A 24,220-nucleotide genomic window follows, 5' to 3' on the forward strand; every position below is an offset into this window, starting at 1 on the left:
CATGAGGGTGCTGCTGATCAGGAGCCGAGGTGCCGGTAACGAAGTCGGCGATCGGTGAGTTCATCCGACAGTTTCAGCGTGGTTGACCCACTCAGTGTCTCTATCAGAAGCGTGGTACAGGGTGTGACGAGGTACGCCGAGCGGATGTGTTTTCCATGGCGAATCGCATGGTGGTTCGCCACCTTCTGCTCAGTGCCAATGTTTCCCCAGTCCCCCAGGGTATGACGTTGCAGAAAAGGCATCAGTTTCATGCCACGGCGGATCAGCGCGTGAATACCCGGCGTCACATACAGGCAGCCCGGTGAAAATAGTGGTGTCATCAGTATTTCCTCAGTTGAAAATTACGCAGTAACGCTCAGCGAATGGACAGCAGTTCGCCGTAGGTCTTTGCATCAGGCGTCATGTCCCAGGCAGAAATCGCCGGTACAAAGCGGTCGGTCATCGTGATGACTTCAGTGATGTTGCCCTCGTCATCTTCGGTGAAGTCGGTCTTGCGCTGTTTTACCTTCCAGGTCGTGCCACGGACAACCAGCGTGCGACCAGAAGGTGAAGTGATAACTCCGCTGACAGCACCAGCCGCCAGGGCCAGCGCCAGATGCCAGCGCGATAAGCGACGGGCTGGCGGTCTGGGTACCTGCGGGGCGATACTCAGAAGCGTTGTAAAGGAAGGCCAGAGCCCCTGAATTTGCTGAATATCTTCAGCAAGCTGAACAGGATCGGGGGTGACCCGGTAGAAGTGTTTCAGCTCCTGGCGAACAGAAGGGATACGGTAAGGTGCAGACCAGCATTCAGGCAGTGATACCGCTTTTTCATCCCCTTTACCGACTGCGAAAAGGGTCTGAAATACGCTCTGTACTGCCGCCATTTTTTGCTGATGCCGGCGCACACGCCGACCCATGAACACGACCTGTTTAAACTGTTCGGTGGCCGCTGAGAACAACTGCACATCGGTGAAGCTGTTGGCAAGCCAGCCGCAGAAGGCTTTATCCAGGGTGTAAAACGGCACAATCAGGATGAGGATCCCGTCATACATCAGGGTGTCCACGGTGCGCTGATAAAAGAGCTTCTCCAGACGCTGGCGTCCGCTTTTCTCTTCAGAGGGAGCATCATCCTTCACCTGGTCGCCATAGGGCGGGTTCAGGAACAGCAGCGAAAAGCTCTGCTGCGAGATGACGGTATCCATCAGATCAGCGTGCAGTGACACATCAACGAGCGTCGCGCAATGCGCCGCTCGTTCAGCATCAAACTCAACAGCGTACGCCTGTGCCCGCTCACCGAGATGGCAGGCAAACTCCGTCACCGCCACACCTTCACCCGCACAGGGATCAAGCAGGCGGATTGGGCCGTTGCCATCGTCAGGATCGAGCGCGCCGAGAAGATGCTCCAGCGTCACTTCATCGGTAGGGAAATAGCCGTTGCGGACAAAATTACGCGCAAGGCGGGGAAACATCAGGGACATAGCGAGTACTCCTGAACAGAGTGAATAAAGAAAGGTGTACCCGGTAACCGGGTACTGCCTTTGGGAGGGGTTGAGGATGGCGGTCAGGCGGCATAGCGTGATGACACCACGGCACTGTTCTGCCCCGAGTCCACTGTGAGGATCCCGGCCACAATAGCCTTGCGGATCTGCTCTGTGAGCCGTGGGGTATCCAGTGCCAGCTGCCAGCCCGACACATCGCCGTAGCCGCCAACCGGGGTCAGCATGTCGCCTGTCTGCAACATCTCAAGAATGACACCCTGCCAGTGCGGCAGCAGCGGCAGCGAGGAGGTCTCCTGAAGCAGTACCCAGACGCGCTCGCGCCAGTGCGGGTCATCGCGTTTAAGCAGCAAAAAAGCGAGACCATTAGCCCGGTCAGGCTCAAGACAGCGTTTGTCGAACAGCCAGAGGTTGATAAGCTCGCCAAAACGGGTGCGTGGATGACGTGAGGAGCGTTTATCGAGACTATCGCCCGGAAACAGCAGGTGTTCATGAAGTGCGTCACTGACAAGCGTCAGCTGGCTCAGTCCCTCTTCATTTTTCAGCGTCAGACGGGCGAGCAGTTCCTGGATAGCAGTATCCCGTCCCCAGAGAGAGAGGAAAAGCAACCCGCGGCGCTCATCGCAGAGATAGCCATCGGACATGATGTGCGGGATGTCAGTGAGTTTCAGCAGCGTGTTCATGACTGTGCTCCCTGCGCTAAATGATACAAACGCACCCGGGTACGCCACAGTGTGGACATCGCGTGCGTCCGCTCAAGATAGTCCAGTGGACAGTCGAAATGGCGGAGTTCATTCGCTTCGATGAAGCTCTGATTACCCCACATCCCTGCGGATTGCAGCAGTAAATCACAGAAGATAAACGTCGCTGACAGCCCGGCAGAACGCTCGGGTGTATCAATCAGCATGGTTACCCGAACAAGAGACCACAGCACATCACCTTGCAGCGAGTGCGCCAGGGGCTGGTGAAGACTGTCCCCGTCACATGTTGGCCGGTTCAGAGCCCGAATCAATTCCTCGCGGGATGAATATTGGAAGTCACCGTTCATAGAAAACTCCTTCATTAAATGGCGAGTTTTCCCTGTCGGGAAAACCCGACAGTGGGTGAGTTAAATGTCGAAAAGATCAGTGCAGAACGGGTTCTGCTGTTTTCACAAACTGCTGTTCCTGGGCGTTGAAGTCATAACCCAGTTGTGTCAGACGGGCTTTCTGCTGGCGCAGCACCTGTCGGGGAGAAGTGGCATCAAGTTTCACCATCTCGCCCAGCGGCCAGAGTTCACCGAAGAGTGCCTTATCGCCAGCATCCTGCTCAGCAGGTGACGGGACGGTAAACTGTGGGCGTAGTGCTTCACCTGATGTCGCTTTCGCAGCAGGCGTTGTGGGTGCCTTTTCAGGCGCTGGCTCAGGCATCGCTGCAGACGTAACTGACACAGCAGCATCGCCTTCTTCATCCAGCGGATCGTTGACCGGCGGTGAAAGTTTCTGCTCATCGCCAGGGTTCAGCGCATCGTTGGTCTCGATACACATTTCATCAAGCCGGGCCCGAATTTCCGTACCGGAATTCGCGCCGTAGCTCCATGAATGCATAAAGATACGCCCGATAATGAACTGTCCCTGGTAGACGCCAGCGGTGTACTGCTCAAGCTCCCTGTCCTTGACAGAAAAGCTCCCGATGGCGGTTTCCAGCAGGCCCACGTTAAATTCACCGTTACGCCCGTTGATGGTTTTGATAACCAGTTTGCCGGTCACAATGACCGGAGAGTGTGTGGAAGGATTCATGTTGATATTCCTGAGTGGGGGTAAGAGGCGGAGAAAAGAGCCTGGCGGCCCTGTTCTCCGTTACGATAATGAAAAAAATCAGGCATCAGCCTCAGCAGGCTGAGGCTCCTGTGGCTCCTGCGTTTTTTCGTTGTAGACCTCGTGCCCGTCAATTTTGACAAGAGAGATTCGGATCAGACGGCCCTTAATACTGCAGCCTGCCTTCCCTTTTTTATCGCCCTTCTCATAGGTGAAACATTCGGGGTAAATATCGCCAACGGTAAATGCGATAAGGACCTTTTGCTTATTGCCCAGCGCTTCCTGGCATTGTTCAAGCAGCACGCAGGCTTTGTCGTTATACACACGGACATCGATGTACGTGTATTCCGCTTCATCGGCATTGCCGCGAAGCGCTGCAATCGTACAGGCCATAAAAGGATTGCCCTTATTTGGCGTGACAGTGCGCAGACGATTAACGTAGCCAATGCCGCGGGTATGCAGGTCGAAATAACGTTGTTCAGTATTCATGATGTGTCTCCATCAGAAAATAATGGCGGAGACAACCCGGACGGGAATGTCTCCCGCAGGGGTGAAGTGCAATGTGATATCAGTGAAGGTCAACGACGTTGTGCCGGAGCACAGTACCTGATTACAGTCGTTACAGGCATCTAAGGGAAGGCATGGCACCAGAAGTGCGGATCGCTTTCAGCCCGGCGATCATAAGGCCCATCACACGGATGGATATTGCAGGTTCAGTGAACACCATCAGAAAGCGATAAAACAGGGGAAACTGATAATGCCGAAAAAAGGAAAAATGCGGTGAAAGATGAACTTCATGAAAGTCGGCATGCCTGATTTCATGACGACAGGTACAAAAAAATCCCCCGCCAGACTGCACAGGGGATTTAACGTTATGTTTGTTCTTCTTTGGGTTTATCCGGTATGACCGGCGTCACCAGAAATGACGATGCGGTAAATTCAACCCGAAGGTTAACGCTGTTATTCACTACCCTGTCAAAGAGCGGTGAATCCGCCTCCAGCGTTTCGACAAAATCATCACCGCCGCAGATATCATGCAGCGGGTGATACCACTCATCAAACACCACAAGCGACGGGTCAAAGCCTTCAGCATAGGCCACCAGACGACGCCGCGTTGCCGGGTTTATCGGCCCTTTTTCAGACAGCATATACAGCCCGTCATCTTTGACGAGTGCAATATTACAGCCGTGCTGACGGGCTTCCTGAATAACAGGCACCAGGAGTGCTGCTTTAAAAAGCACACTATTTTTATGAGACATCGTTAATTCCTCAATGGTTTTGGGTCAGGGATAAAAATGACGGGAGTTAGCATGCGCGGTATAACTGAAACTCAGCCTCTGCTATCGCTTCCCAGCGGTCCTGGGACAAATCGATACCCAGACTCAGCGTCAGACTGTGTGTCATCAGTTGTTCGACAAGCCAGGCATGCCTGTGGGTAAACGCCTGTGAATATCTCACCTTGTCGGGCGCAACCCAGCCGCAAAAATCAGGGGTATGCATGTTCAGCAACGCCAGCGGCAGCCCCCATGAACAGGCGCTTGCTGTGGAATGCACCTGAAAATATTCGCCACACACATTGTGCAGCGCCAGTAAGACCTGTCGGGTAAACAAATCTACCGACATCTGGTGCTCTGAAACGATGATGTCTGCATCCAGGGTGTCGCACCGATTTTCACGGGTTATTGTGATAATCCGCGCAGCACAGCCTTCATCCGGCAAACCTCTGAACACCAGTTCATCAGACGACGAGCCTGAACCACCAGGAGCAAAAAGGCCAAATACCCCGGTCCGTTTATTCCCGCAACGGGGATTAACCGGGCGAAAGCAGAATGGCAACCGGTGGTAAATATTCGCCACTGACGAGATAAACATATTCCACGCTTCGGGCGGAACGGTACGTATCTGCTCGATGGTATATTCGACGTTGTAGTCATCGGATAAATAGCGGGAAGTCATAGGGTTATCCTCTTAATCAGAAATGAAAAAGGGATTTATCCCGCCGGGAGTAAATCCCCTGCAGGGTGGTGTCATATTCAAAGAAAAATATTAATCTGAGAAAATCAGATCCATTTCCCATATCTGTCGATGGATTTCATGGCACTGACTGGTGGCCTGTCGTAATAACTGTCCGGCCAGTGCCTTTAATAAATCATCGCTGTTCCAGCGATACTTCTTTTCAAGTGCCAGACATTGTTTATACAGCGCCTCAGCGGCATTATTGAGGCAGGCAATATCCTGCCGTAATTCTTCATTACCGGAATAGTTCATAGAGACAATCCTGTTTGTTTCACGTGTAGAGGAAACGGCTGTGCAATCAACGTTGCACCATCTGATTTCAGCCGTTACAGATGTCAAAGGGCTCAGGCATCGCAAGTGTATTGCGGGTAATTTGCAGCCTGTATTACCGGGCGCCATAAAGGCCATCGTGCCCGGCCATCAAATAAGAAACAGTTTCACCGGGAAAGCGTTAACTCTTTTTCAGTAATGAAGATTTAATTAACGGAAAAAATAAAAATGGCGCAGGGGTCATCTGCGCCATTGGGCTATGAATAATACAATATTAAGGGGCAAGCGATATTTTACTCAGACGTTCCGGTTTCCCCCTCCGTCTCAGTCGGTTCTGCAGACTTATCTGCAACAGGTTTACTGCCAAGCAATTGCAGCATGCCGTTCATGTCCACCACCACTTCGGTGGACTGACGTTCAGCACCCAGATTGTCGGTCCATTTTCGGGTTTGCAGTCTCCCCTCCAGATAGACCTGCGTGCCCTTCTTCAGATGGGCTGCCGCCACTTCCGCCAGCTTGTTGTACACCACAATCCGGTGCCACTGCGTTTTCTCCTTCGTCTCACCGCTCTCCTTATCCTTCCACGACTCCCCTGTCGCCACCGAAAAGACCACCACCGGATTTTTGTCCTGGGTATAGCGTACTTCCGGATCCTGTCCGACATGACCAATCAGACAAATTTTATTCAGACCGCGCTGGGCCATAATGCGTACCTCCGGTTACTGGGTTGTTGCAGGGAAAACCGATGCGGCAATGAGTCTGGCATCGGTGAGTTTTTCGGCGCATTCGCGGGTCTGGCGCAGAAGATACGTCATCACGGACATCTGCATGTTGAACATCACCCTGTCCCGCTCAATGACAAGCAGCGCATCCCGCACCGCCTGCGGTTGTGAGGTGTCCTGCACCAGCGCCTGCCAGGCCGCCAGACCTGAAAGGTTCAGCGGATAACTGCGCCAGCGCAGATAAACTGCACCAGAGCGGGCTGGCCCACGACAGAGCATCAGAGGAAGGTGTTGCAGGGGCCAGCGCCAGGATCGATGAAGTAACAACGTCATTATCTGGTGCAGGGTCGCCTCCGCCTCTGCCGCATACCGCGTCAGAGCCTGCGGCTCCCTTACCCTTAAAAGGCCTTTTAGCGAGCTTTCGTAAGCAAGCCAGTCTTTAGAGCAAAGTGGCCGGTAACCCGGCCCGGCATCAGGTGGCTGATTCATCTTCTTCTTCCCCGTCATCCACCGTAGAGCTGGTGTCATCCTCCAGCGCCAGAGCTTGCCCATTGCCGATGGACACCGGTATCACCACTGATGCGTCCTCTTCAGTTTCGGTTGTGGATTTTGTGGCGTCCTCGCCATCGACTGTCGGTTCTTCATCAGGCTGGCGCAGCGGCGGGGCATAAGATGAACGGCGGGTGCCATCAAAGATATCGTCCGGCACGACGCCCACCAGTGCTTCCGCTTCCTTTGCCCGTCCGTTGCCATTGCGAATATCCTGCCGGGTCACCGGGAGACGGCGATACACCTGCGCCCGGGTCAGCACACTGCGGATGATGCGTCCCGCCTGCACGCGCAGTTCATTCTTCTGTGTACTGGTCAGCAGCGCCATATGATGGGCCAGCAACGCCTTACGGAGCAGCGTGTCGTAATCCGTCAGCATGTAGACCGCAATAAAGCCCAGCGGCGTTGACGCGAACACAGGAAAACGGGCCGGCTGAATACTGACGGTGCCTTCCACGGTCATCATCTCCGGCAACTGGCTGAACACGGTCTCCATAGCGGCAACCAGAACATTGAGTTCATCGCGGGCCGCCAGTAGGCGCTCTTCCATATGCAGCATCCACATATCGGCATAGGGGTTATCCGCCAGCGCATCCAGACGCAGCGTGTTCATCAGGGAAATAAAACGGGGAAACCCGATGATGTACTGAATATTTTCATCCGGTCGACCCTTACGCCCGGTCCATATTCGTGTGGCGTGGTGGGTATGAAGTTCAATGATGACGGTACTGCGCAGCGGACCGCTGTTGAAGCGGTATTGTGAGTCGGTATCACTCATGGTATATACACTCCGGTTGTTTTGCCTGGAGCGGAAAGAATGATAAGAAGCCCACGGGCCAACAACCGGAAACCAGAATCTGCGGATGAACGTTAATACCAGGAAGAGTTGCAACCTTATTGATAGTTAAAACCTATCAATGGTGATTAATCAATAGGCATCACTCCAATCCTTCCCGACCTCGGGAAAAATCAGACGAACACCTATCAATCAAAAAAACTTAATAGATAAAAACTATCAATAAAGTTATAAGTACCCCCTCTGAAAGGCGCTATCAATATTACTCACTGATAATCAATACGTTATAAATATGATGTGCAGCGAACAAAGCAAATTACTACAGACCAGGGTTGAATGGTTATAGGGTGAACAGAAAAGCGATGCCAGCGGCGGGGGGGCGCGAATGATAAAATGAGAGAGTGTTATTCTATTCTGATCCCGGAAGCATCGCCGAAGATAGAACGTCCGGGGGTATTTATTGGGGAGCAGGACCAGCCGTTTGCGGACATACTGCAGTGATCAGCCTGAAAAATACCGATCACCGCAGGTCAGGGTTAAAAATGAACGCCGGTACCAATGCGCATAGTAAAACCGCGCACTGGTGTGTCGGAGGGCTTACCATGTTCTACCCGACACTGGCAATCAATGCACAGGAACACGCCCGGTATCAGTTGCTGCCGCTTTTCAGGAATGTCTGCGCCACACACCTGACAGGTGGCACGCGAGGCCGCGTGCCGGATAGCCGAACGATTTCGGGCAATCATCGTCTCAAGCAACAGGTCATTGCCGGCCTGGTCACGATCAATTTCATCCATTAATAACCCTCCCCGGACGATGGCCCTCGTTTAGCACAATGCGGTTCCAGACAACATTCAACAGGATCACTGCTTCCCGGTCAGCAGACAGTCCCTCGGTGATATCCATCATCACGTCAATGGCTTCCATCGTATCCAGCGCCCCCGGATGCCGTGCCTGCCATAACTGCCAGATTTGCGTATCCGTTTCTTCATCCGGCATCGGGTTCCGGCCCTGGGCGACATTCAAACCGACAAAGCGCCTGCGAGAACACACCTCCCCCGATGACAGGCCAAAAAACTGGCTCAGCATCTCAATAGAACCTCCGAGCGCAACAGCGCGGGAGATTCGAATTTGCCATTCGGTCTCATCACGTACCTTGCTCAGCAACCGACGTAACGTATCGTGATCGATATGAATATTCAGGAAGCCTGCGGAATCCCGGCACAGCTGAAAAAGCGCCTCCAGCGACAGATTGTTAATGGTCTCAAGTTCGGTGTATGTAAACCCCATCGCTTCACAGCGGCGAATTTCACCGTCTTTCAGGGCATTCAGGGCTTCGGTTAAAAAGGCATAATTCAGTGACTTGAACATGTGCTCTCTTCCTCATTTCGTTTTACATACAGACGACGAATGCTGCGAATAAGCAGAAAAAGCTGCTCCAGTGAGGTATCGCTGAACCCCGCCGGGGCATTCTCAGAGCCCAGCAGCATCTGACGCCAGACAATGGCGCGGCCAGGGAGTTTGCCGGCCAGAAAGGCCAGCATCTGCCAGTAGAGTTTTCCTTCGTTAGTCAGCTCCTCTTCTGGACCAGCAATATCAAACACACCGGATTCCGTCTGGGTCACCAAAAACTCCAGACCAGCGTGCCCAGCCAGTTCCCAGGCGGTTTGGTCGATAATGGAAGCCAGTGATTCAGGTGTATCAAACTGCGGATCGTTATCGGGATAAAAACCATGAGCCCCGGCTAACAGAGGCCGGGTGGAGGGTTGGCGGGAGGAAACCGTATCGGATCCGGCAGAGAAAGACAGCTTGTCATTCACTACCTGACCAGGCTCACCACCAGACGATGCTCCCGTAACCTCATCGACAAGAAAGGTGTCGGTACTTCCCGGTTCTTCTTGCGGGAGAATACCGTCGCTGGAGTGGTTTTCTGTTGTACCTGCAGGCGCAGCTTTTTCAGCATTCGCAGGTTTGCTCTGGTATTTGGGTTCAACATGTCGCTGCTCACTGTAGGGGGGGATCACCATCTCAGCCTCCCCCATCATCTCAATCCGCTTCTGGCTTTTCAGGTCCGTTTCCAGTGTCACCAGGTTGAAACTCACATTGAGTTGCTGACTGACCACATGGCTGACTTCATCCTGTAACAGCCTCAGCGAGAAAGCCGGATCCAGGCCACCAAAGGGCAACAGCGCCAGTGAAAACACATCGTCAAATAACGGGAGCCGTTGCTCTTCCTCGGGTGGCAGCTCACGGCAGTGCTTTTCCCAGAATTTATTAGCCGCAGATCGAACTGCCAGTATTTGCTCTACCGTTTTACGTGACAATCCGCCATAGAGCAGTTCAGGAATATGGGGCAGCAAATAGCTAATGGCCGACAGCATAGAACTCAGCACGTTTTTAGATATTGCATACCCCTCTTCTTCAAACATCCGAAGCAATGTCTGTTGATTACAAGCCGGCTGAATCCCCTGATAAATATCGGCAGCACTCTGAACGCCCAAAGCCCGTTCGATAAATGTCAGTGAGCCCCGCTGTTCGTTCTCAACAAGATGCCCCAACAGACAGTGCAAATCGCCCTCCTCGACACTTTTGCTCTCCTCCCATGGCCGGTAGATGCAGACCAGATCCCAGTATTTTTTATCGTGTGTCTCAAGCCACAAATCATTCATAACAGCCAGACGGGTATTGCCGCCACTGGCGATGACATAAAACGCATCGCCGGGCCTTTTGGTAATCTGCAACAGATGCTCCAGACCACGCTGGCGAACAGATTCCTTGATCGCGTCATAATTTCTGTTTTGGGTAAGTCGGGGATTCAGTCCAAATGCACGCAGTTGATCCAGCGTGACGGGCATGAGAACGCCCTGTTGTTCCGCTTTCATAATGACAACCTCGTTTGTGTAGTAAAAGAAAGTCCCGACTCAGCGCCGGTCTGATTTATGACGGATCCAGTCATCTATTTCCGACTCCAGCCAGGCCACAGATGCAGGCCCGATTTTGATGGATTTCGGAAAGGTTCCCTTTTTCATATAAAGGTAAATCTGTGAACGTCCGATCCCGGTTTTCCCGATAACCTGACGCAGCCGCAGTAATTTATCGCCACTCATCACATTCCCCTGTATTAGCCAGCCTGACAGCGGTGCAATATGCGAGAACCCGCTGATGCAGAAGCGAAGCCATTTTTCAGGTGACGCAATATCAGTGCGATAAAAAACTCAATATGTGCAAAAAAAGGTTATTTTGGGTAAACAGACTGAAGTATTTATTAGCCCTGTAAAATAGGCTCAGTGTCGAGATGAAGGCGGCGAAACCCGCGTCGGGTCCAATACGGGCTCTCGACGTAAAGAAAGGATAAATCGGGGAAGAGAGCAACAATAGAATATCGCCCTGAACTGGCGGAGAAATACACCATTAGCAGCAAAACGGAAGAAGAGTGAAACAGCAACGTCGTCAACGGTGAATAAAATGTATAGGCATAAACAATATCCGGATGTGACAATACGTTTTCAACCAGACTGTAAGCACTTTTAAAGCCTACAGAAAGTAGCATCAGCACCGCCATCACGCTGAAAAGCATCCACCACCAGACCGACAATTGTCGGGAGTGACAGTACCGCTCCGATACCACTTTTTGACCTGTATCAGCGACATCACGTTTTAATCGCCTGGTATTGCGATAAGTCATATCCTTACTCTTGGGTTACAGGGTGGAGTTAGTGTCTGTCGCGGGGCCGACCGTGCCTGCCCGTTACAGCTGTGCTTATCTGTTTCTGGCTGATTGCAGACAGCAAACCTTTACAACCTGTTGCTTACGTTTGAAGCTATCAACTCAATTTATTAAAACCTATAGTCAACTAATTAAATATCACCAATAGTAACCACACAAAATCTGCGCCAAATCGCATAAACACATACTTACATAAGCATAAATGAGAACCTCCTCACTAATTACTCTTTTTCCACCAATATAATTGCCCTCCTGTTTTATGAGCCAGATTTAACTAAAACACGGAAATATCGCTTCCGCTTTACATTCAGTTACCCATGTTAAAATCACAAAAGTAAATCATTATTTACCGCCACCGACACATAAACAAAGCACAATTATTGAATATTCCCGTTCAGCAACATTTGCATCCGGGCAGGTTTTGTCGTTTATTTTCATTGACTCAGACTGTCGGGTGCTTTAAATATATACAGGATGACTCTTCATCTTTGCCTGTCGCTAATATCTGAGAGCACAGATATTCCTGTACGAATGATAATTCCACCTGCAAACACCACCCGGAGTAAAAATGAAAACGAAGATGGATTACGTGCGCCAGCTGCGTCGCCTGAGCGACGCATTCAATCTGGAAAAGGTGATTGAACATATGACTGAGAAATTATCAAGGGAGGAGAGCTATACCCTGCACGAAGCCGCCGATCACCGGCGGGCTGAAATGGCGATGAACCGCTATTTTGATAAAGTGCCTGGATTTGCCCCTATATTTCCATACACCTTTTATCATTTAACTTATTACTGGGCCGACGCCGCAGATATTCCCGTGGCGAGCGATATCCCAGTGCACTGTGCGGATGCCATTCGTTGTAATGTTCGAACGCCATCGCAAGGTTCTTTACTGCTGTCAGACCATCAGGCTTCGGCATGACGCTGATGTAATCTCGTTTCATCGTCTTCACGAAGCTCTCTGCCATTCCGTTACTTTCAGGGCTACGCACCGCTGTCGTTTTTGGCTCCAGACCCAGCATCCTCGCGAACGTCCGTGTTTCATGCGCACGATACGCTGAACCATTATCTGTCAGCCACTCCACCGGCGAGGAAGGGAGTGTACTCCCGAAGCGCCGCTCCACTGCGCCCAGCATTACATCCTGAACGGTTTCACTGTCGAACCCACCTGTACCGGCTGCCCAGTACAGAGCTTCACGATCACAACAGTCCAGTGCGAACGTGACCCGCAGTTTTTCGCCATTATCGCAGCGGAACTCGAACCCATCGGAGCACCATCGCTGGTTGCTTTCACCCACAGCCACTTTACCTGTATGTGCCCGCTGTAAAGGCGTCAGAACAGGTTTCCTGCCCAGCAATAACCCATGCTGTCGCATGATCCTGTAGACACGTTTGGCATTGATAACTGCCAGCCCTTTATTTTCCGATTGCCTGCGTAACAGGGCCCATATCCGGCGATAACCGTAGGTTGGCAAGTCTCCGGCGACGTCCCGGATACGTTCGAGAGCTTCACTATCATCGGATTTAAGACTGCACCGGCGATCCCGCCAGTGGTGAGTCCGTCGGGCAAGCGCGTGAAGATGCGCACGTGACACACGCAGGCAGCGACTGACGAGACTTACTCGCCATCCTCCGGCAATAAGGGCACGTGCGCTGTCCACTTTTTTTGGCGACCATATTCAACGGCTTCTTTTAGCAGCTCATTTTCCATGGTTTTCTTGCCCAACAGGCGCTGAAGCTCTTTTATCTGCTTCATTGCTGATGCCAGCTCAGAGGCTGGAACGACTTGCTCACCCGCAGCTACTGCGGTGAGACTGCCGTCCTGATACTGCTTACGCCAAAGGAACAGTTGGCTTGCTGCCACACCGTACTGGCGGGCAACCATTGAGACAGTCATACCCGGTTCAAAGCTCTGCTGAACCATAGTGATCTTTTCCTGCACGGTACGCCGTCTGCGCTTTTCAGGGCCTAAGACATCAATCATCTGAACTCCTACGACTAGCCTAAAAACTAGTATTAAGACTATCACCTATTTAAGTGATGCCAGATGTCTGGAGATTCAGGGGGCCAGTCTAGTGCCGAAAGAAGCCTGGCGGTATGTCAGATAAGACTTACCGGAGTGTTGTGGCTGAGCGTCGCCTGTCGTGATGCAGGCAGGCCCATCATTTATGATGAGCCTCCCAAGTGGTTCAGTGAGCGAAAGTACGTTCCCCGCCGCAGCACAGACAAATCATCGGCGCATTATCATCGTCACTGAGATGATGGCGCGAACAATCCCCCAGTACCAGACTGATTTCCCATGCCACCTCAGTGAGGGTATCAAGATGAACTTTCATCTTCTCCTCAGAACGTTGGGATATTTCGTCAACGAACCCCATCATTATCCTGTTATACCCTGCTACCTGCCCTGTCCGTTCAGGGGTATTTTCAAAAACAGGCCTTTCGTGCTCAAAGGCAGCCTGTTTGCTCGCTGAATCGCAATGGCAGGGCGGATTTTCTCTGGCCTTTCGCTGGTCGGCGAGAAAACCATTTACGCATTTATCCAGAACATCGCTGATTTCACAGGTAATACTGAGCAAAACCGGCACGTACTCCTTCAGCGGATCATGCCTGCGCAGGTTGAGGGTATACACACACTCCAGCAGGGTGGAAATAAATTCGGTCGCCCGGATCGCCCGCGTGGGTGATTCGATCGTCACCAGCGGATCCGGAAAAACGCAACGTCTGTCGATAACCGGGAGAGGAAGCGTGTTATCCATGAGACACCTCCGTGCTCCACTGGAACATAAAACACGGAAATCCGCGATCTTCGGGACGAGTTTGGGTATGCTGTTTCTCAGCCATAACAGTTAGTCTCCTTAACGGTTTGTGGTCAGGCCCCTGGTGTGTGCTACCACATCAGTGGGCCGTCTGTTTTGTGGTATCAGTCCACAATGAACGCCTAATAACTAACCACTCTCTGCTCTGACGTCAACCCTTTCCCGACATCTTTCCCGTATACGATCACGGTTTCGCAAATGGCCGACAGCTCTTTAGCTTAATCGCTTCAGCCAGAAACGTCCGTGCCACCTGCCCTGAGCACAATATGAGCAAAATATCGCTGATTTTTTCTCAGCGGCAAGCTCGTGGCTTCTCCGCTACGATTTTCGTTTACCCTTCTTCCGGTTTCTGACTTCACCGTAAAGAGTGCCGAAAGAACAAGCAACTCCCACACAGGGGTGTACCCAATGAAACCACTTCCACGAGTATGAAAATGATTAATTTATAATACATATCAATACATTAACTAACGCACGTCCTGCTTCGCAGCACCGATACAACAAATTAAAACCGAGACATTCATCACGAATAACAACATGCCATGTTGCGGATAACATAACTATTAACTTACCTTTACCGTGGTTGTTCGAACAACAAGAAAAGAAATAATGGAACCTGTCCATTCCGGGCGGTGGCAGGGGAAATACAGGGTTTTGTTTCTCACCGGGAGTGTTCTCTCGTCCTGTATTTCCCGCTTTTTACAAGGCACACTTCAGCTAATAACCGGTAGAAAACGCGGTACGGTGCTTTCAGGTCTTTGATTTCTGTGGTGCCGTCGCTTTTACCTGCTGGTGTTAAATGCTATACAGTGAAGGATCACTGACATGGCACTGGATGGGTGTTTTGAACGCACGATACAAAAACGAAGAAAGCGCGCCGGGCAAGGCTTACCGGCAAATGCGGGAACTTTTACTTAACGGGGGCTGGCCTCCGGGGTTCGTGCTCCCCGGTGAAAACGTTCTGAAGGACATGCTGGATGTAGGCAGGCCCGCGCTTCGTGAAGCGATGATACATATAGAACTGTACGGTGCGCTGATAAAGGTGCACGGGCACAAAACGGTCATCGCCCCTGATTTTAAACCAGAGATGCTCCGGACCAATCCGTTTGCAACGGGTCCACTCAGCCCGAAGGAGTTCCAGGACATGCAGGTTTTCAGGCAGATTGTCGAAGTAAAATGTGCAGAGCTGGCGGCTACAAATGTGACGGCGACGAACCTGGAAGCGCTGGAGCGGGCGCTAAATGCCATGACGGAAAACGTGAATGATCTGCAACAGTTTTCCGCGGCAGACTGTGAATTTCATTTCACCCTAATCAAAGCAAGCGGCAATATCGCATTTATCGCAGCAGGCCATGCACTCAGGGGAATGTATGAGTCATACCTGAACGAAATAAACCAGAGTTGTACGTCCCTGCCTGAATGTGTGACCGCACATGCTCAGGTCTACACCGCCATTAAAAATGGCGATCCGGATGCGGCTGGCAGGGCGATGACATCCCTGATAGCGATGTCTTTGCAGCAAACGCATAAGCAACCAGGCGATAGCGAGTAACCATCAGCCAGTAACATCAGTGAGAGAAGTGGGGATATGCCTGTATCCCCGGAAAAGGGCATAAGGGGCGAATATACGTGCATTCGCCAGATAAACAGCCTGTTGATGAATTCAGGCCCGATGTCGATTTTATCTTTACGTGTAAATACCATGAGTAAAGAACAGCCGGATAAATAATTCAGCAAGCTCAAACCTGAAGTGACGTTATCAATTCCGTGGCTATGTTATGGCACCAGAAACCATAGCACTGGCTTTTCGCGCCATGAATAATTTCAGCCACGCAATAAAATAATGTCACGACCTACATTCATATTCATGAACAATACACAGGAGCAGGTATGGAAATCGTATTTATTGGCTTTGGCGATACCGCCAGTCATATTGCCAACGACCTGAAGGTGAATCACTCGCTCAGACTTGGGGCATTTGACACTGATTACGACCATCCGCTGCGCGGACAGCAACTTCATACCCGTTCACTGATCGCTGGCGTGCGGTTATATCGAAAGCTGTCAGATGCTGTGGCCACCGCACGCTACATCATCTGCCTGACTCCCGGCAGCCGCGCATTAGCAGTGGCGCAGCAGGTTCTCCCGCTTCTGGGCAAGGGCCAGTATTACATTGATATGACCTCCGCCTCTCCCGCTGTCAAACAGGCCATTAACATCCTGCCGCGAGCCAGCGACGTTGGTTTCTGTGATGCCGCCATTATGGGCTCCACACCTGAGCAGGGTCATCAGGTACCGCTTATTCTGGCTGGCAATGCAGCTCAACAATTTACGGATGACCTTACGCCTTACGGAATGGTCTTTACTGTGCTGGAGGCTGAGCCAGGTGTCGCCTCCACTATACGGACGCTACGCAATATCGTGGTGATGGGGCTACCACAGTTACTGCTGGAAGCCCTCTGTGCTGCCGAAAAAATTGGCGCAAAGGATATTCTGATCAGTTCACTTGGACATACTCTCAAGGGCAAAACTGTTGAACAACTGGCGGAAACCTTCTGTACCGAAGCAGTGGTTCACGCCGCCCAGTATTGCGGTGACATGGCCAGCACCGTTGCCACATTGCGGGCGATTGATGCGGATGCAACCATGTCGGTGGCAACCCTGACAAAGCTGCATTCACTGGTCAACAGTGGCCTGTCAGCAGCAATCGCCGAAAAAGAACCTCTCCCGAATTTCAGGGAAGCTGTCAAATTACTGACCTTCCATAGCGAAGAGAAACACAACTATCACTGAGCACAACCCTCTGCAGAGTGGCTATCGCTGAACAAATAACGAATTTATTTATCAAGGCCATGGCATCTGATATTGAATAAGTCCTTTTTAAATACCCCTGCACATAAATAGCCAGTAAAGCACAAAGGATGTATAAATTTTCATATCAGAAAAGATTGCGCCATATATTTAATGAAGGAGGTAAAAAACCAGCAAATAAATGAATAACGACAATTGTCTGCGATGCACCTACGCAGTATTCACTACATCGCACTTTAGTCACTTTTGAAAAGAAACTGTCGCAACTGTGATGCTGAATTGCCATCACAGGAAACAGCTTTTGTATTTTTAGAGCAACTGATGAGACTACGTTATGAATCAGAAAAATAAGAATCAGAATAACCGTCCCAACGTGTTATTTATTTCCGTGGATCAGTGGCCTGCGCACCTGTTCGGCTGCGCCGGGAATGAGGTGATTGAAACCCCGACAATCGACAGTCTGGCAAAGGCGGGGATCCGCTATACCTCCGCCTTTACCGAGTGCCCCATTTGCATTCCTGCTCGTCGCAGCATGATGACCGGCACCTCGCCTCGCACCCACGGTGACCGCATTTTCCAGCCCGCCCTGCCCATGCCAGCATTCCCGACGCTTGCCGGCGCATTTACCGCAGCGGGCTACCAGACTCAGGCCATCGGCAAGCTACATGCCTATCCGCCCCGCGCCCGCATCGGTTTTGAGGAAGCAATGATTGCCGAAGAAGGTCGCAGCCATCTCGGCGGCGTGGACGACTATGAAATCTTCCTCGCCGAAAATGGTCAGGCCGGGCAGCAGTTTATGCACGGCATGAGCAACAACCAGTACATCTGGCGCACCTGGCATCTTGATGAGCGACTGCACGTGACAAACTGGACAACCGCAACGGCGGCAAAGAGCATTCGTCGCCGCGACCCCACCCGCCCGGCATTCTGGCATGTCTCCTACACCCACCCTCACCCACCGATTACCCCGCTAACATCTTATCTTGATCGCTATCGCTCGCGTACCATGGACACTCCCGCAGTCAGCGAATGGTCACAACGGGTGTCCACGCCGTGGGCTGTTCAGGCTGCACAGCATCTATGGGGTGAACTCACCGACGAACAGTATGCCGATATGCGCCGCGCCTTTTACGCGCAATGTACCCACGTTGACCACCAGATCCGTCTGCTGATTGGCTCCCTGCGTGAAGAAGGGATCCTCGACAATACCATCATCCTGTTTGTCAGCGATCACGGCGACATGCTGGGCGATCACGGTATGTATGCCAAACGTTTCCTCTATCAGGGCTCGGTCAAAGTGCCGATGATCCTGGTCAACCGTACCGGGGTGGATGAGCACCGCCAGGACTCTGTCGATGAACGACTGGTTGCCCTGCAGGACATCATGCCAACGCTGTTGACGATGTGTGACATTGAGGTTCCTGATTCCTGTGACGGGCTTTCCATGCTCGGGGAAGCAAAACGCGACACCCTGTACTGTGAAGCGATGGAAGGCCCACGTGCCACACGCATGGTCACAGACGGACGCTACAAACTGTTCTGGTATCCGGCGGGTAATCAGTTCCAGCTTTTCGACCTGACTCACGATCCTCGCGAGTTGCATGACCTTTTTTATGACCCTGACATGTTACCGGTAACTCACCTATTGCACGCGCAATTGCTGAAAGAGCTGTATGGCAGCGATCTGGAATGGATTGCTGACGGCACGTTTGTGGGCTGCGAAGCGCCCGATCAGATGGCTCCGGCAAACCGTGACCTCTCAGGGCAGCGAGGGATTCACTTTCCGCCGCTCGCCACCGCTACCGATCCGGGCCACGTTGTCGGCTTTGGCTGATTCATCCCCTTATTACGGAGACTAACCATGAATAATGAATCTCTGCTTTCGCAACCTCAGTCCATCACCGACGAAAAAACAACAAGTGATGCGGTGTTTAAAAAGGTCGCTTTCCGGCTGCTACCGCTGCTGGTGCTGTGCTATTTCGCCGCCTTTCTTGACCGGGTGAATGTCGGCTTTGCGGCCCTGACCATGCGGGATGATATCGGGCTGTCTGCCACTGCCTACGGGCTTGGCAGCGGGATTTTCTTTCTCAGCTACTTCATCTTTGAAGTACCGAGTAACCTGCTGCTAGCCCGTTTTGGTGCCCGGCGCTGGATAGCCCGCATCATGATAACCTGGGCAGTTATCTCGGCCTGCACGGCGTTTGTGCAGGGAAGCACGTCGTTCCTGTTCTTCCGTTTTCTTTTGGGAGCGGCAGAAGCCGGTTTCTATCCGGGGATCCTCTATTACCTGAGTACCTGGTTCCCCAACCGTAAACGGGCGCAGATTATCTCGCTGCTGCTGCTCTCCAACCCCTTTGCGACCATTATCGGCGCTCCGCTGTCGGGCTTTATCCTCTCGATGAATCCACATGGTGGGCTGCATGACTGGCAGTGGCTGTTCCTGCTCGAAGCCATTCCGTCGATGGTGCTCGGCGTGCTGGTACTGTTCCTGTTGCCGGAAAAAGTCGCAGATGTTCGCTGGCTGACACCACACGAGAAGGCGGTGGTGAAACAGGAGCTGGATGCGGACATCGCACAGCGTAAGAGCAAAACCACCATGAAGGTCTCCGGGATATTCCACCATCCGTGGATCCTCGGGCTGGCACTGGTGTTCCTCGGCATTGCCATGACCAACGCCACCATCAACTTCTGGTTGCCCCAGATTATCCATCGCTCCGGCTTCTCCATCATGGCGACCGGGTTTATCTCAATGATCCCCTATATCGCCGCCGTTATCGCCCTGTTGTGGTGGGGGAAACGCAGCGACAGGAAGAATGAGCGCTTTTTCCACATGATAGCCCCGCTGGTCGTTGCCATCATCGGGATAAGCCTTACCGCGCTCAGCAGCCAGCAGTTGCTGCAAATCACCGGACTGACAATGGCCTCTGCCGGGCTGTTTGCGCTGCTACCTGTGTTCTGGTCGCTGCCTCCGATGTTTATGACGGGTGCCGCGGCAGCAGGCGGTATTGCGGTGATCAACTCCATCGGCAATTTGGGGGGATTTTTTGGTCCCTCAGCAATGGGATTTATCAAGGATTTGACGGGCAGTTTCTCTGCAGGATTGCTTGTTAACATCACGATGCTGTCTGTCAGCCTTCTCACCATCGTGATTTTTGCGACCAGAACGACGCTGGGGAAACGGGAAACCTGATAGCAGAATCTGTTACTCCTGATTATGGTCAGGTCATATTCACGACCAGACCATAATTTTAAAGTTGTTTGCTCAGAGTGATGCTGTCAACAGATGCTCAAATATGCTAAACAGACTAACGGGCAGGAAGCAAGGTAATCCAAATAATCGTTTTCAATTGCATATCGGGGTGATGGCTATGTCTCACGATAATAGTGTTAAAAAAATAGAAGATGCTGTATTTACAACCAAAGTTTCGTTGAGGGATAACGTACCTGCAGGTCAATATCCATTAACATGGCTGGATGCAAGAAATGCTTTCCAGCGTGTCTCATTTAATTCAATTGATGACATTTCATTGTGTACCATGCTTTATCAAAAACTCATTATGGAAGAAATCCCTCAATGTAAACATTACCAGGAATGCCTGGATGCTTTCACACACTTTCTGTATTCCACAGATGAAGACAAGTCTCAAAACAATATAATAAGACAGCGAGCAGAATTAGCCACCTCAATTTTTGAGAGCTACAATAAAATCAGGAGTTATTTAATCACAGAGGGCTTCATCTGTGTACAGACCGATAACAGAATCGAGCTTGGCAGCAAGGGAATCACCCTTAAAGCACAAAAAAACATTCCACCTGTTAGTCGTGAAAGAGCCAACGAACTTCTGAACAAAGTCAAAGACCGAGCAAGAATGATAAATGGTGATGACCTGTCACCTTACTTTGTTAAAAGCATTCATGTTTATGGTAGTTTTCTGACAGAGAAACTATTACTTGGAGACCTTGATTTAGCATTTGAACTTAGCAGAAAAGGAAAAGTAAATGAAAGCAGGGACGTCATTCGCAAAAATGAACTGGCTTTTAACAAAAAACATGGTGTTAAAGATAGTCTCAAGGCGATATATAAAATACTTCGTATTAATAACAGTATCTCATTATGTGAAATAGAAAGTTTGAAAGAATTAATTGAGACAGGCAAAGCTAAAAGTCTTTGCGTATATCAGCTTCACCTCCCCGAGTAACACAACGTCTGATGTATCAGGTTGAGGAACTCTCATATCCCGCTGCTTTAGCCGTTTTTCATATTGGAACTTTTCGGCACAGAGTATGCACGACAGCACATCAATCAGACTGAATTACCGATAAAAGAAAGGATTAAACGTGAGCCTACAGGATAATACTCAGCCAACGCGTACGAAGGGTAAGTGGTGGCTTGCGGGCAAAACCCCCGATTACCGTTTTACACTCGCCAATGAACGTACATTTCTGGCCTGGATACGCACAGCGCTGGCACTGATGGCTGGCGCTGTAGGGATTGACCAGTTCTCTCCTCAACTGTCATCTGCAACATTGCGTATCAGCATATCAACATTATTGCTCCTCGCCGCTTCCTCCATGGGGTTTATGGCCTGGCGACGCTGGCGGAGTAATGAATATGCCATGCGCCTTGAAAATAATTTACCCTACACCCGCGCGCTGGTTATTCTGGCGGTATTTATGGTCGCTCTCGCAGTATTGCTGGGAATACTACTCTGGCAGGGTCAGCCATAATGCAAAGGGATAGAGGGTTACAACCAGAGCGGACATATCTGTCCTGGCACAGAACCGGCTGGTCGATGCTGGTACCGGGACTGCTCTGCCTGCGTGGCTGGAGCCATTCCGGGGAGATTCTTTACGCTGTAGCTGGCGGGTTGTTACTCTGTGGATCTTTAACATTATTTTGTGGTGCAGGATATCAACGGCATCAATTCATATCATTACTGATTGTCATCAGTAGCTTATTACTAATAATGGCCCCAATGACCGCCTGATTTGTCCCTTCAATACTGAAGCAATAATGTTAAATACATAAATGCCCCGGTGATAATAACATCACCGGAGCACCGGATGCTCTTCAGAGGCGAGTGACTGGCTTAGCTGTAGAGTGACATTTTATAAGCGCGGAACGAATACAGATCGACGCGACGGATATCGGTTTCATCACCATCCGGCAACTTGTAAGCACCAGACGTTAGCTCGATCTCAAACAGCGGTGTCGTTGTCGTCAAATCAATTTCCTGCAAAATCATCCTCCCCTGGAATGTTTCGGGCAAATCATCTGCCGGATCAATCCGATCAGAATATCCCGGCTCCAGAGTGACCGGCAACCCGGTCGGGTAATCCGCATTCTGCTGGAAATTACTGCCGCCAAAGTTCGCCAGCAAACGCGATGCAGCACTGTCTTCCTGAAAATTGAAGAAATCGGCTGTTGAGACATACGGGCTGTAACCTGTAGCGCCGACCTCAGATTCACCGTATTCGAACAGTTTTCGGACTTCCCGGCTGTCCAGATCCACCTGATAGCGGGCGCAGCGGGAGGCATTTTCAGACGCCACCACGCCATGAGACATATCGCGGGTTCTGAAATTACCGTTGTTGAAAATGGAAAACTCAATGATGCCGGAGCCTGCGGCTGAATTTGTCACCTGAACATTGTGCTGTCCCCAGGTCCAGAATGTTCTGTTGGCTTCAGCTTTTTGTACCGGTTCGCTCAAATCATACGGTAGCCCGGTATCGGAATTGACTGGTGTCAGCAGTAAATCAGACCAGTCGGTGGTGATGTCGCCTGTTTCTGTTTCCTGCCAGTCATCATGGTTTGCTGAAATGAAGCGCAGTTCACCGGTTTCACGCTCAATCCCAACGACAGCGCCCTGATGGCGGCAGGAGGCAATCAGCAGTCCGGTGTTATTGTCGAATACCACCTGATTCAGATGCACCCAGTCATAGGTGTTCGGGATGGACAAATCCAGTGGCACCGGGGTACGCCAGAAATTCATGATGATGCGCAAGTCGTAATAGACGCTCTCAAACCCGGTCGCCAGGTTCAGAATGGCGATGCAGTCCTCTGAGGTTGGTCCCTGATTAGCATTATCAGGGTTTGGGCCCTCACCACTGTGGCGGGTACTGATGTAATCAGACGCATAGAGCAGCGCATTTTCACCCGGCAGTTCATACAGAGAATGATGTGCCCTGTCGCGAATAAAATAGATACCGTGGACACGGCCGGTCATATCAAAACGCCAGAGTTCACGCTGCCCCAGCGGTTCATCCAGAGCCAGATCAGCTGGCGTGTAGTATTGCTGAAGATGATCGTCGGAGCCGATAAAGGTGCCATCAGACAGGCGCACAGTGTTGTAGGTCGGCAGGCATAATTCAGGGGCATTATCCGGATCGCCCGCCAGCACATACCAGCGGACATAGGCCTGCCGATCAAATGCGATAAAAGCGCGTGACGGAGAAACAACTGAGAAGTACAGAGCATCCCCTACATCGGCCTGCTCTGCGGTCTGATTAACCTGAATCTCCGGGAAGCCGTTGGTAATGCCGGCTTCAGTGTCTGTTGGTGGGAGTGCCGCGATAGTTACCGATGTTTCGAAAGTATTGATACCGTCCGTCACTGAGACCTGACATTCGGTGGTCACAGATGCCCTGGCCACAAATCCCAGCACCGGCAGCGTGATCACCTGCTCCACCGCGAGGTCTGCCCAGGTCTTCGAAATAGCGGGAGCAGACGGTACATCGGTGGAAGAAACCGTCACCGTCACCTGAGCACTGGTGTTCCAGAAGCCGATAAGCCCGCTCAATGGGGCGCGGCTGAACACATCCAGCCCAAATTGCTCGGCCCCACTGCCCAGTGTGGTTGTCGCATCCAGCGAGGCCACAAAGGCATCACAGAGCAGGTTGTCGCGGGTGACGGGCTCAATCTCTGTCTGCAGCCCCGGATTGTAGCTGCCATCGCCAGGATCACGGTGACCAATATGTGTTGGTATAGCCATATTCAGTATCCTTTTACAGGTTAAAATGATGATTGATGCTCACAAACACAATCCCTGTTGCTGCATCGGTCTCGGTGACTATTTCACTGCGTGATTAAATCCCGCGAACTGATACGGCTTATTCCCTCCCCTGAAAGGTACGCAATGCCACTACCGCACCGTCACCATTAACTCAAACTCCGTTCCGGAAGATTTATGCTTTTCGCTCTGTCGATATCAGCTTTCCTTTTAAGCCGCTTTTG

At 51.4% G+C, this 24,220-nt stretch carries 27 protein-coding genes and 1 pseudogene; 8 read left to right on the forward strand and 20 right to left on the reverse strand.

The window, feature by feature from the left end; genetic code table 11:
* Positions 1 to 17: 17 nt before the first annotated feature.
* From ACRCWW_RS08635 to ACRCWW_RS08715, 17 genes are all read right to left on the reverse strand, one after another.
* A complete protein-coding gene (locus ACRCWW_RS08635; protein WP_438682040.1) occupies positions 18 to 320 on the reverse strand; it encodes a hypothetical protein in 303 nt (100 codons plus the stop codon).
* A 35-nt stretch (positions 321 to 355) separates the two neighbouring features.
* Complete coding sequence (locus ACRCWW_RS08640; RefSeq protein WP_438682041.1) at positions 356 to 1,459, reverse strand: DUF6094 domain-containing protein; 1,104 nt, start codon at positions 1,457 to 1,459, stop codon at positions 356 to 358.
* A gap of 83 nt (positions 1,460 to 1,542) precedes the next feature.
* Positions 1,543 to 2,160 (reverse strand): hypothetical protein, encoded by a 618-nt coding sequence (locus tag ACRCWW_RS08645; protein WP_438682042.1) that lies wholly within the window; start codon positions 2,158 to 2,160, stop codon positions 1,543 to 1,545.
* On the reverse strand, positions 2,157 to 2,525 hold the full coding sequence (locus tag ACRCWW_RS08650; protein ID WP_438682043.1) for a hypothetical protein: 369 nt from the start codon (positions 2,523 to 2,525) through the stop codon (positions 2,157 to 2,159). Before ACRCWW_RS08650 ends, ACRCWW_RS08645 begins: the two co-directional genes overlap by 4 nt.
* A 76-nt stretch (positions 2,526 to 2,601) precedes the next feature.
* Complete coding sequence (locus tag ACRCWW_RS08655) at positions 2,602 to 3,255, reverse strand: DUF3275 family protein (protein WP_438682044.1); 654 nt, start codon at positions 3,253 to 3,255, stop codon at positions 2,602 to 2,604.
* Positions 3,256 to 3,333: 78 nt separating this feature from the next.
* Positions 3,334 to 3,762, reverse strand: a complete 429-nt coding sequence (locus tag ACRCWW_RS08660) for a DUF3577 domain-containing protein (RefSeq protein ID WP_438682045.1) — start codon at positions 3,760 to 3,762, stop codon at positions 3,334 to 3,336.
* 383 nt (positions 3,763 to 4,145) lie between these two features.
* Positions 4,146 to 4,532 (reverse strand): DUF3085 domain-containing protein, encoded by a 387-nt coding sequence (locus ACRCWW_RS08665; RefSeq protein WP_438682046.1) that lies wholly within the window; start codon positions 4,530 to 4,532, stop codon positions 4,146 to 4,148.
* A 46-nt stretch (positions 4,533 to 4,578) separates the two neighbouring features.
* Positions 4,579 to 5,229: a hypothetical protein gene (locus ACRCWW_RS08670; RefSeq protein WP_438682047.1), complete on the reverse strand. Its 651-nt coding sequence runs from the start codon at positions 5,227 to 5,229 to the stop codon at positions 4,579 to 4,581.
* A gap of 90 nt (positions 5,230 to 5,319) precedes the next feature.
* Complete coding sequence (locus ACRCWW_RS08675; protein WP_438682048.1) at positions 5,320 to 5,541, reverse strand: hypothetical protein; 222 nt, start codon at positions 5,539 to 5,541, stop codon at positions 5,320 to 5,322.
* 311 nt (positions 5,542 to 5,852) lie between these two features.
* Positions 5,853 to 6,263 carry a single-stranded DNA-binding protein gene (gene ssb / locus ACRCWW_RS08680; RefSeq protein ID WP_438682049.1) on the reverse strand — a complete coding sequence of 137 codons (411 nt, stop codon included), beginning with the start codon at positions 6,261 to 6,263 and terminating at the stop codon, positions 5,853 to 5,855.
* 15 nt (positions 6,264 to 6,278) lie between these two features.
* The gene (locus ACRCWW_RS08685; RefSeq protein WP_438682050.1) at positions 6,279 to 6,770 is read right to left on the reverse strand and encodes a DUF3158 family protein; all 492 of its coding nucleotides are present in this window, start codon (positions 6,768 to 6,770) and stop codon (positions 6,279 to 6,281) included.
* Entirely contained in the window at positions 6,754 to 7,608 is an 855-nt protein-coding gene (locus ACRCWW_RS08690) for a PFL_4669 family integrating conjugative element protein (protein ID WP_438682051.1), read from the reverse strand. The genes ACRCWW_RS08685 and ACRCWW_RS08690 overlap by 17 nt, the downstream gene beginning before the upstream one ends.
* Positions 7,609 to 8,162: 554 nt before the next feature.
* Positions 8,163 to 8,423, reverse strand: a complete 261-nt coding sequence (locus tag ACRCWW_RS08695; RefSeq protein ID WP_438682052.1) for a TraR/DksA family transcriptional regulator — start codon at positions 8,421 to 8,423, stop codon at positions 8,163 to 8,165.
* Positions 8,416 to 8,997, reverse strand: coding sequence for a DUF2857 domain-containing protein (locus ACRCWW_RS08700; protein ID WP_438682053.1), 582 nt, complete (start codon positions 8,995 to 8,997; stop codon positions 8,416 to 8,418). Before ACRCWW_RS08700 ends, ACRCWW_RS08695 begins: the two co-directional genes overlap by 8 nt.
* Complete coding sequence (locus ACRCWW_RS08705; RefSeq protein ID WP_438682054.1) at positions 8,982 to 10,508, reverse strand: ParB family protein; 1,527 nt, start codon at positions 10,506 to 10,508, stop codon at positions 8,982 to 8,984. Before ACRCWW_RS08705 ends, ACRCWW_RS08700 begins: the two co-directional genes overlap by 16 nt.
* A 39-nt stretch (positions 10,509 to 10,547) precedes the next feature.
* Positions 10,548 to 10,733, reverse strand: a complete 186-nt coding sequence (locus ACRCWW_RS08710; RefSeq protein ID WP_438682055.1) for an AlpA family transcriptional regulator — start codon at positions 10,731 to 10,733, stop codon at positions 10,548 to 10,550.
* A 158-nt stretch (positions 10,734 to 10,891) separates the two neighbouring features.
* Positions 10,892 to 11,311 (reverse strand): hypothetical protein, encoded by a 420-nt coding sequence (locus ACRCWW_RS08715; protein ID WP_438682056.1) that lies wholly within the window; start codon positions 11,309 to 11,311, stop codon positions 10,892 to 10,894.
* Between the two features lie 688 nt (positions 11,312 to 11,999).
* On the opposite strand from ACRCWW_RS08715, the pseudogene ACRCWW_RS08720 reads away from it, so the two are divergent.
* A pseudogene (locus tag ACRCWW_RS08720) lies at positions 12,000 to 12,044 on the forward strand (hypothetical protein); the annotation flags it as partial.
* A 67-nt stretch (positions 12,045 to 12,111) separates the two neighbouring features.
* On the opposite strand, the gene ACRCWW_RS08725 reads toward ACRCWW_RS08720, so the two are convergent.
* Together ACRCWW_RS08725 and ACRCWW_RS08730 are read right to left on the reverse strand one after the other, a co-directional pair.
* A protein-coding gene (locus ACRCWW_RS08725) for an IS3 family transposase (protein ID WP_438682057.1) occupies positions 12,112 to 13,340 on the reverse strand; the annotation gives its coding sequence in 2 pieces (ribosomal slippage) (positions 12,112 to 13,025 and positions 13,025 to 13,340; 1,230 coding nt in all).
* Positions 13,341 to 13,545: 205 nt separating this feature from the next.
* Positions 13,546 to 14,115, reverse strand: coding sequence for a hypothetical protein (locus tag ACRCWW_RS08730; RefSeq protein WP_438682058.1), 570 nt, complete (start codon positions 14,113 to 14,115; stop codon positions 13,546 to 13,548).
* Between the two features lie 859 nt (positions 14,116 to 14,974).
* Here ACRCWW_RS08730 and ACRCWW_RS08735 point away from each other — a divergent pair.
* The 7 genes from ACRCWW_RS08735 to ACRCWW_RS08765 all read left to right on the forward strand — a co-directional run bounded on the left by ACRCWW_RS08735 (position 14,975) and on the right by ACRCWW_RS08765 (position 21,974).
* Positions 14,975 to 15,727: a FadR/GntR family transcriptional regulator gene (locus ACRCWW_RS08735; protein ID WP_438682059.1), complete on the forward strand. Its 753-nt coding sequence runs from the start codon at positions 14,975 to 14,977 to the stop codon at positions 15,725 to 15,727.
* Positions 15,728 to 16,065: 338 nt separating this feature from the next.
* On the forward strand, positions 16,066 to 16,968 hold the full coding sequence (locus ACRCWW_RS08740; RefSeq protein ID WP_438682060.1) for an NAD(P)-binding domain-containing protein: 903 nt from the start codon (positions 16,066 to 16,068) through the stop codon (positions 16,966 to 16,968).
* 352 nt (positions 16,969 to 17,320) lie between these two features.
* Positions 17,321 to 18,820 (forward strand): sulfatase-like hydrolase/transferase, encoded by a 1,500-nt coding sequence (locus ACRCWW_RS08745; RefSeq protein ID WP_438682061.1) that lies wholly within the window; start codon positions 17,321 to 17,323, stop codon positions 18,818 to 18,820.
* Between the two features lie 27 nt (positions 18,821 to 18,847).
* Positions 18,848 to 20,176 (forward strand): MFS transporter, encoded by a 1,329-nt coding sequence (locus ACRCWW_RS08750; RefSeq protein ID WP_438682062.1) that lies wholly within the window; start codon positions 18,848 to 18,850, stop codon positions 20,174 to 20,176.
* 103 nt (positions 20,177 to 20,279) lie between these two features.
* Positions 20,280 to 21,185 (forward strand): hypothetical protein, encoded by a 906-nt coding sequence (locus ACRCWW_RS08755; RefSeq protein WP_438682063.1) that lies wholly within the window; start codon positions 20,280 to 20,282, stop codon positions 21,183 to 21,185.
* A gap of 139 nt (positions 21,186 to 21,324) precedes the next feature.
* Positions 21,325 to 21,714, forward strand: coding sequence for a YidH family protein (locus ACRCWW_RS08760; RefSeq protein ID WP_438682064.1), 390 nt, complete (start codon positions 21,325 to 21,327; stop codon positions 21,712 to 21,714).
* The gene (locus tag ACRCWW_RS08765; RefSeq protein WP_438682065.1) at positions 21,714 to 21,974 is read left to right on the forward strand and encodes a DUF202 domain-containing protein; all 261 of its coding nucleotides are present in this window, start codon (positions 21,714 to 21,716) and stop codon (positions 21,972 to 21,974) included. The genes ACRCWW_RS08760 and ACRCWW_RS08765 overlap by 1 nt, the downstream gene beginning before the upstream one ends.
* A 102-nt stretch (positions 21,975 to 22,076) precedes the next feature.
* On the opposite strand, the gene ACRCWW_RS08770 is transcribed toward ACRCWW_RS08765, so the two are convergent.
* The gene (locus ACRCWW_RS08770) at positions 22,077 to 23,978 is read right to left on the reverse strand and encodes an aryl-sulfate sulfotransferase (protein ID WP_438682066.1); all 1,902 of its coding nucleotides are present in this window, start codon (positions 23,976 to 23,978) and stop codon (positions 22,077 to 22,079) included.
* Positions 23,979 to 24,220 lie beyond the last annotated feature (242 nt).

This window comes from Scandinavium sp., assembly GCF_051650185.1.
In the GTDB taxonomy this organism is placed as follows: Bacteria; Pseudomonadota; Gammaproteobacteria; order Enterobacterales; family Enterobacteriaceae; genus Scandinavium.

Excerpts from the sequence above, each read along its gene's own strand:
- ACRCWW_RS08730 (WP_438682058.1), bottom strand. The coding sequence starts at position 14,115 with ATGGATAACACGCTTCCTCTCCCGGTTATCGACAGACGTTGCGTTTTT.
- ACRCWW_RS08705 (WP_438682054.1), bottom strand. The coding sequence starts at position 10,508 with ATGAAAGCGGAACAACAGGGCGTTCTCATGCCCGTCACGCTGGATCAA.
- ACRCWW_RS08750 (WP_438682062.1), top strand. The coding sequence starts at position 18,848 with ATGAATAATGAATCTCTGCTTTCGCAACCTCAGTCCATCACCGACGAA.
- ACRCWW_RS08650 (WP_438682043.1), bottom strand. The coding sequence starts at position 2,525 with ATGAACGGTGACTTCCAATATTCATCCCGCGAGGAATTGATTCGGGCT.
- ACRCWW_RS08660 (WP_438682045.1), bottom strand. The coding sequence starts at position 3,762 with ATGAATACTGAACAACGTTATTTCGACCTGCATACCCGCGGCATTGGC.
- ACRCWW_RS08700 (WP_438682053.1), bottom strand. The coding sequence starts at position 8,997 with ATGTTCAAGTCACTGAATTATGCCTTTTTAACCGAAGCCCTGAATGCC.
- ACRCWW_RS08740 (WP_438682060.1), top strand. The coding sequence starts at position 16,066 with ATGGAAATCGTATTTATTGGCTTTGGCGATACCGCCAGTCATATTGCC.
- ACRCWW_RS08640 (WP_438682041.1), bottom strand. The coding sequence starts at position 1,459 with ATGTCCCTGATGTTTCCCCGCCTTGCGCGTAATTTTGTCCGCAACGGC.
- ssb (WP_438682049.1), bottom strand. The coding sequence starts at position 6,263 with ATGGCCCAGCGCGGTCTGAATAAAATTTGTCTGATTGGTCATGTCGGA.
- ACRCWW_RS08675 (WP_438682048.1), bottom strand. The coding sequence starts at position 5,541 with ATGAACTATTCCGGTAATGAAGAATTACGGCAGGATATTGCCTGCCTC.
- ACRCWW_RS08695 (WP_438682052.1), bottom strand. The coding sequence starts at position 8,423 with ATGGATGAAATTGATCGTGACCAGGCCGGCAATGACCTGTTGCTTGAG.
- ACRCWW_RS08735 (WP_438682059.1), top strand. The coding sequence starts at position 14,975 with ATGCTATACAGTGAAGGATCACTGACATGGCACTGGATGGGTGTTTTG.
- ACRCWW_RS08635 (WP_438682040.1), bottom strand. The coding sequence starts at position 320 with ATGACACCACTATTTTCACCGGGCTGCCTGTATGTGACGCCGGGTATT.
- ACRCWW_RS08755 (WP_438682063.1), top strand. The coding sequence starts at position 20,280 with ATGCTAAACAGACTAACGGGCAGGAAGCAAGGTAATCCAAATAATCGT.
- ACRCWW_RS08665 (WP_438682046.1), bottom strand. The coding sequence starts at position 4,532 with ATGTCTCATAAAAATAGTGTGCTTTTTAAAGCAGCACTCCTGGTGCCT.
- ACRCWW_RS08710 (WP_438682055.1), bottom strand. The coding sequence starts at position 10,733 with ATGAGTGGCGATAAATTACTGCGGCTGCGTCAGGTTATCGGGAAAACC.
- ACRCWW_RS08655 (WP_438682044.1), bottom strand. The coding sequence starts at position 3,255 with ATGAATCCTTCCACACACTCTCCGGTCATTGTGACCGGCAAACTGGTT.
- ACRCWW_RS08690 (WP_438682051.1), bottom strand. The coding sequence starts at position 7,608 with ATGAGTGATACCGACTCACAATACCGCTTCAACAGCGGTCCGCTGCGC.
- ACRCWW_RS08770 (WP_438682066.1), bottom strand. The coding sequence starts at position 23,978 with ATGGCTATACCAACACATATTGGTCACCGTGATCCTGGCGATGGCAGC.
- ACRCWW_RS08685 (WP_438682050.1), bottom strand. The coding sequence starts at position 6,770 with ATGAATCAGCCACCTGATGCCGGGCCGGGTTACCGGCCACTTTGCTCT.
- ACRCWW_RS08745 (WP_438682061.1), top strand. The coding sequence starts at position 17,321 with ATGAATCAGAAAAATAAGAATCAGAATAACCGTCCCAACGTGTTATTT.
- ACRCWW_RS08765 (WP_438682065.1), top strand. The coding sequence starts at position 21,714 with ATGCAAAGGGATAGAGGGTTACAACCAGAGCGGACATATCTGTCCTGG.
- ACRCWW_RS08670 (WP_438682047.1), bottom strand. The coding sequence starts at position 5,229 with ATGACTTCCCGCTATTTATCCGATGACTACAACGTCGAATATACCATC.
- ACRCWW_RS08715 (WP_438682056.1), bottom strand. The coding sequence starts at position 11,311 with ATGACTTATCGCAATACCAGGCGATTAAAACGTGATGTCGCTGATACA.
- ACRCWW_RS08645 (WP_438682042.1), bottom strand. The coding sequence starts at position 2,160 with ATGAACACGCTGCTGAAACTCACTGACATCCCGCACATCATGTCCGAT.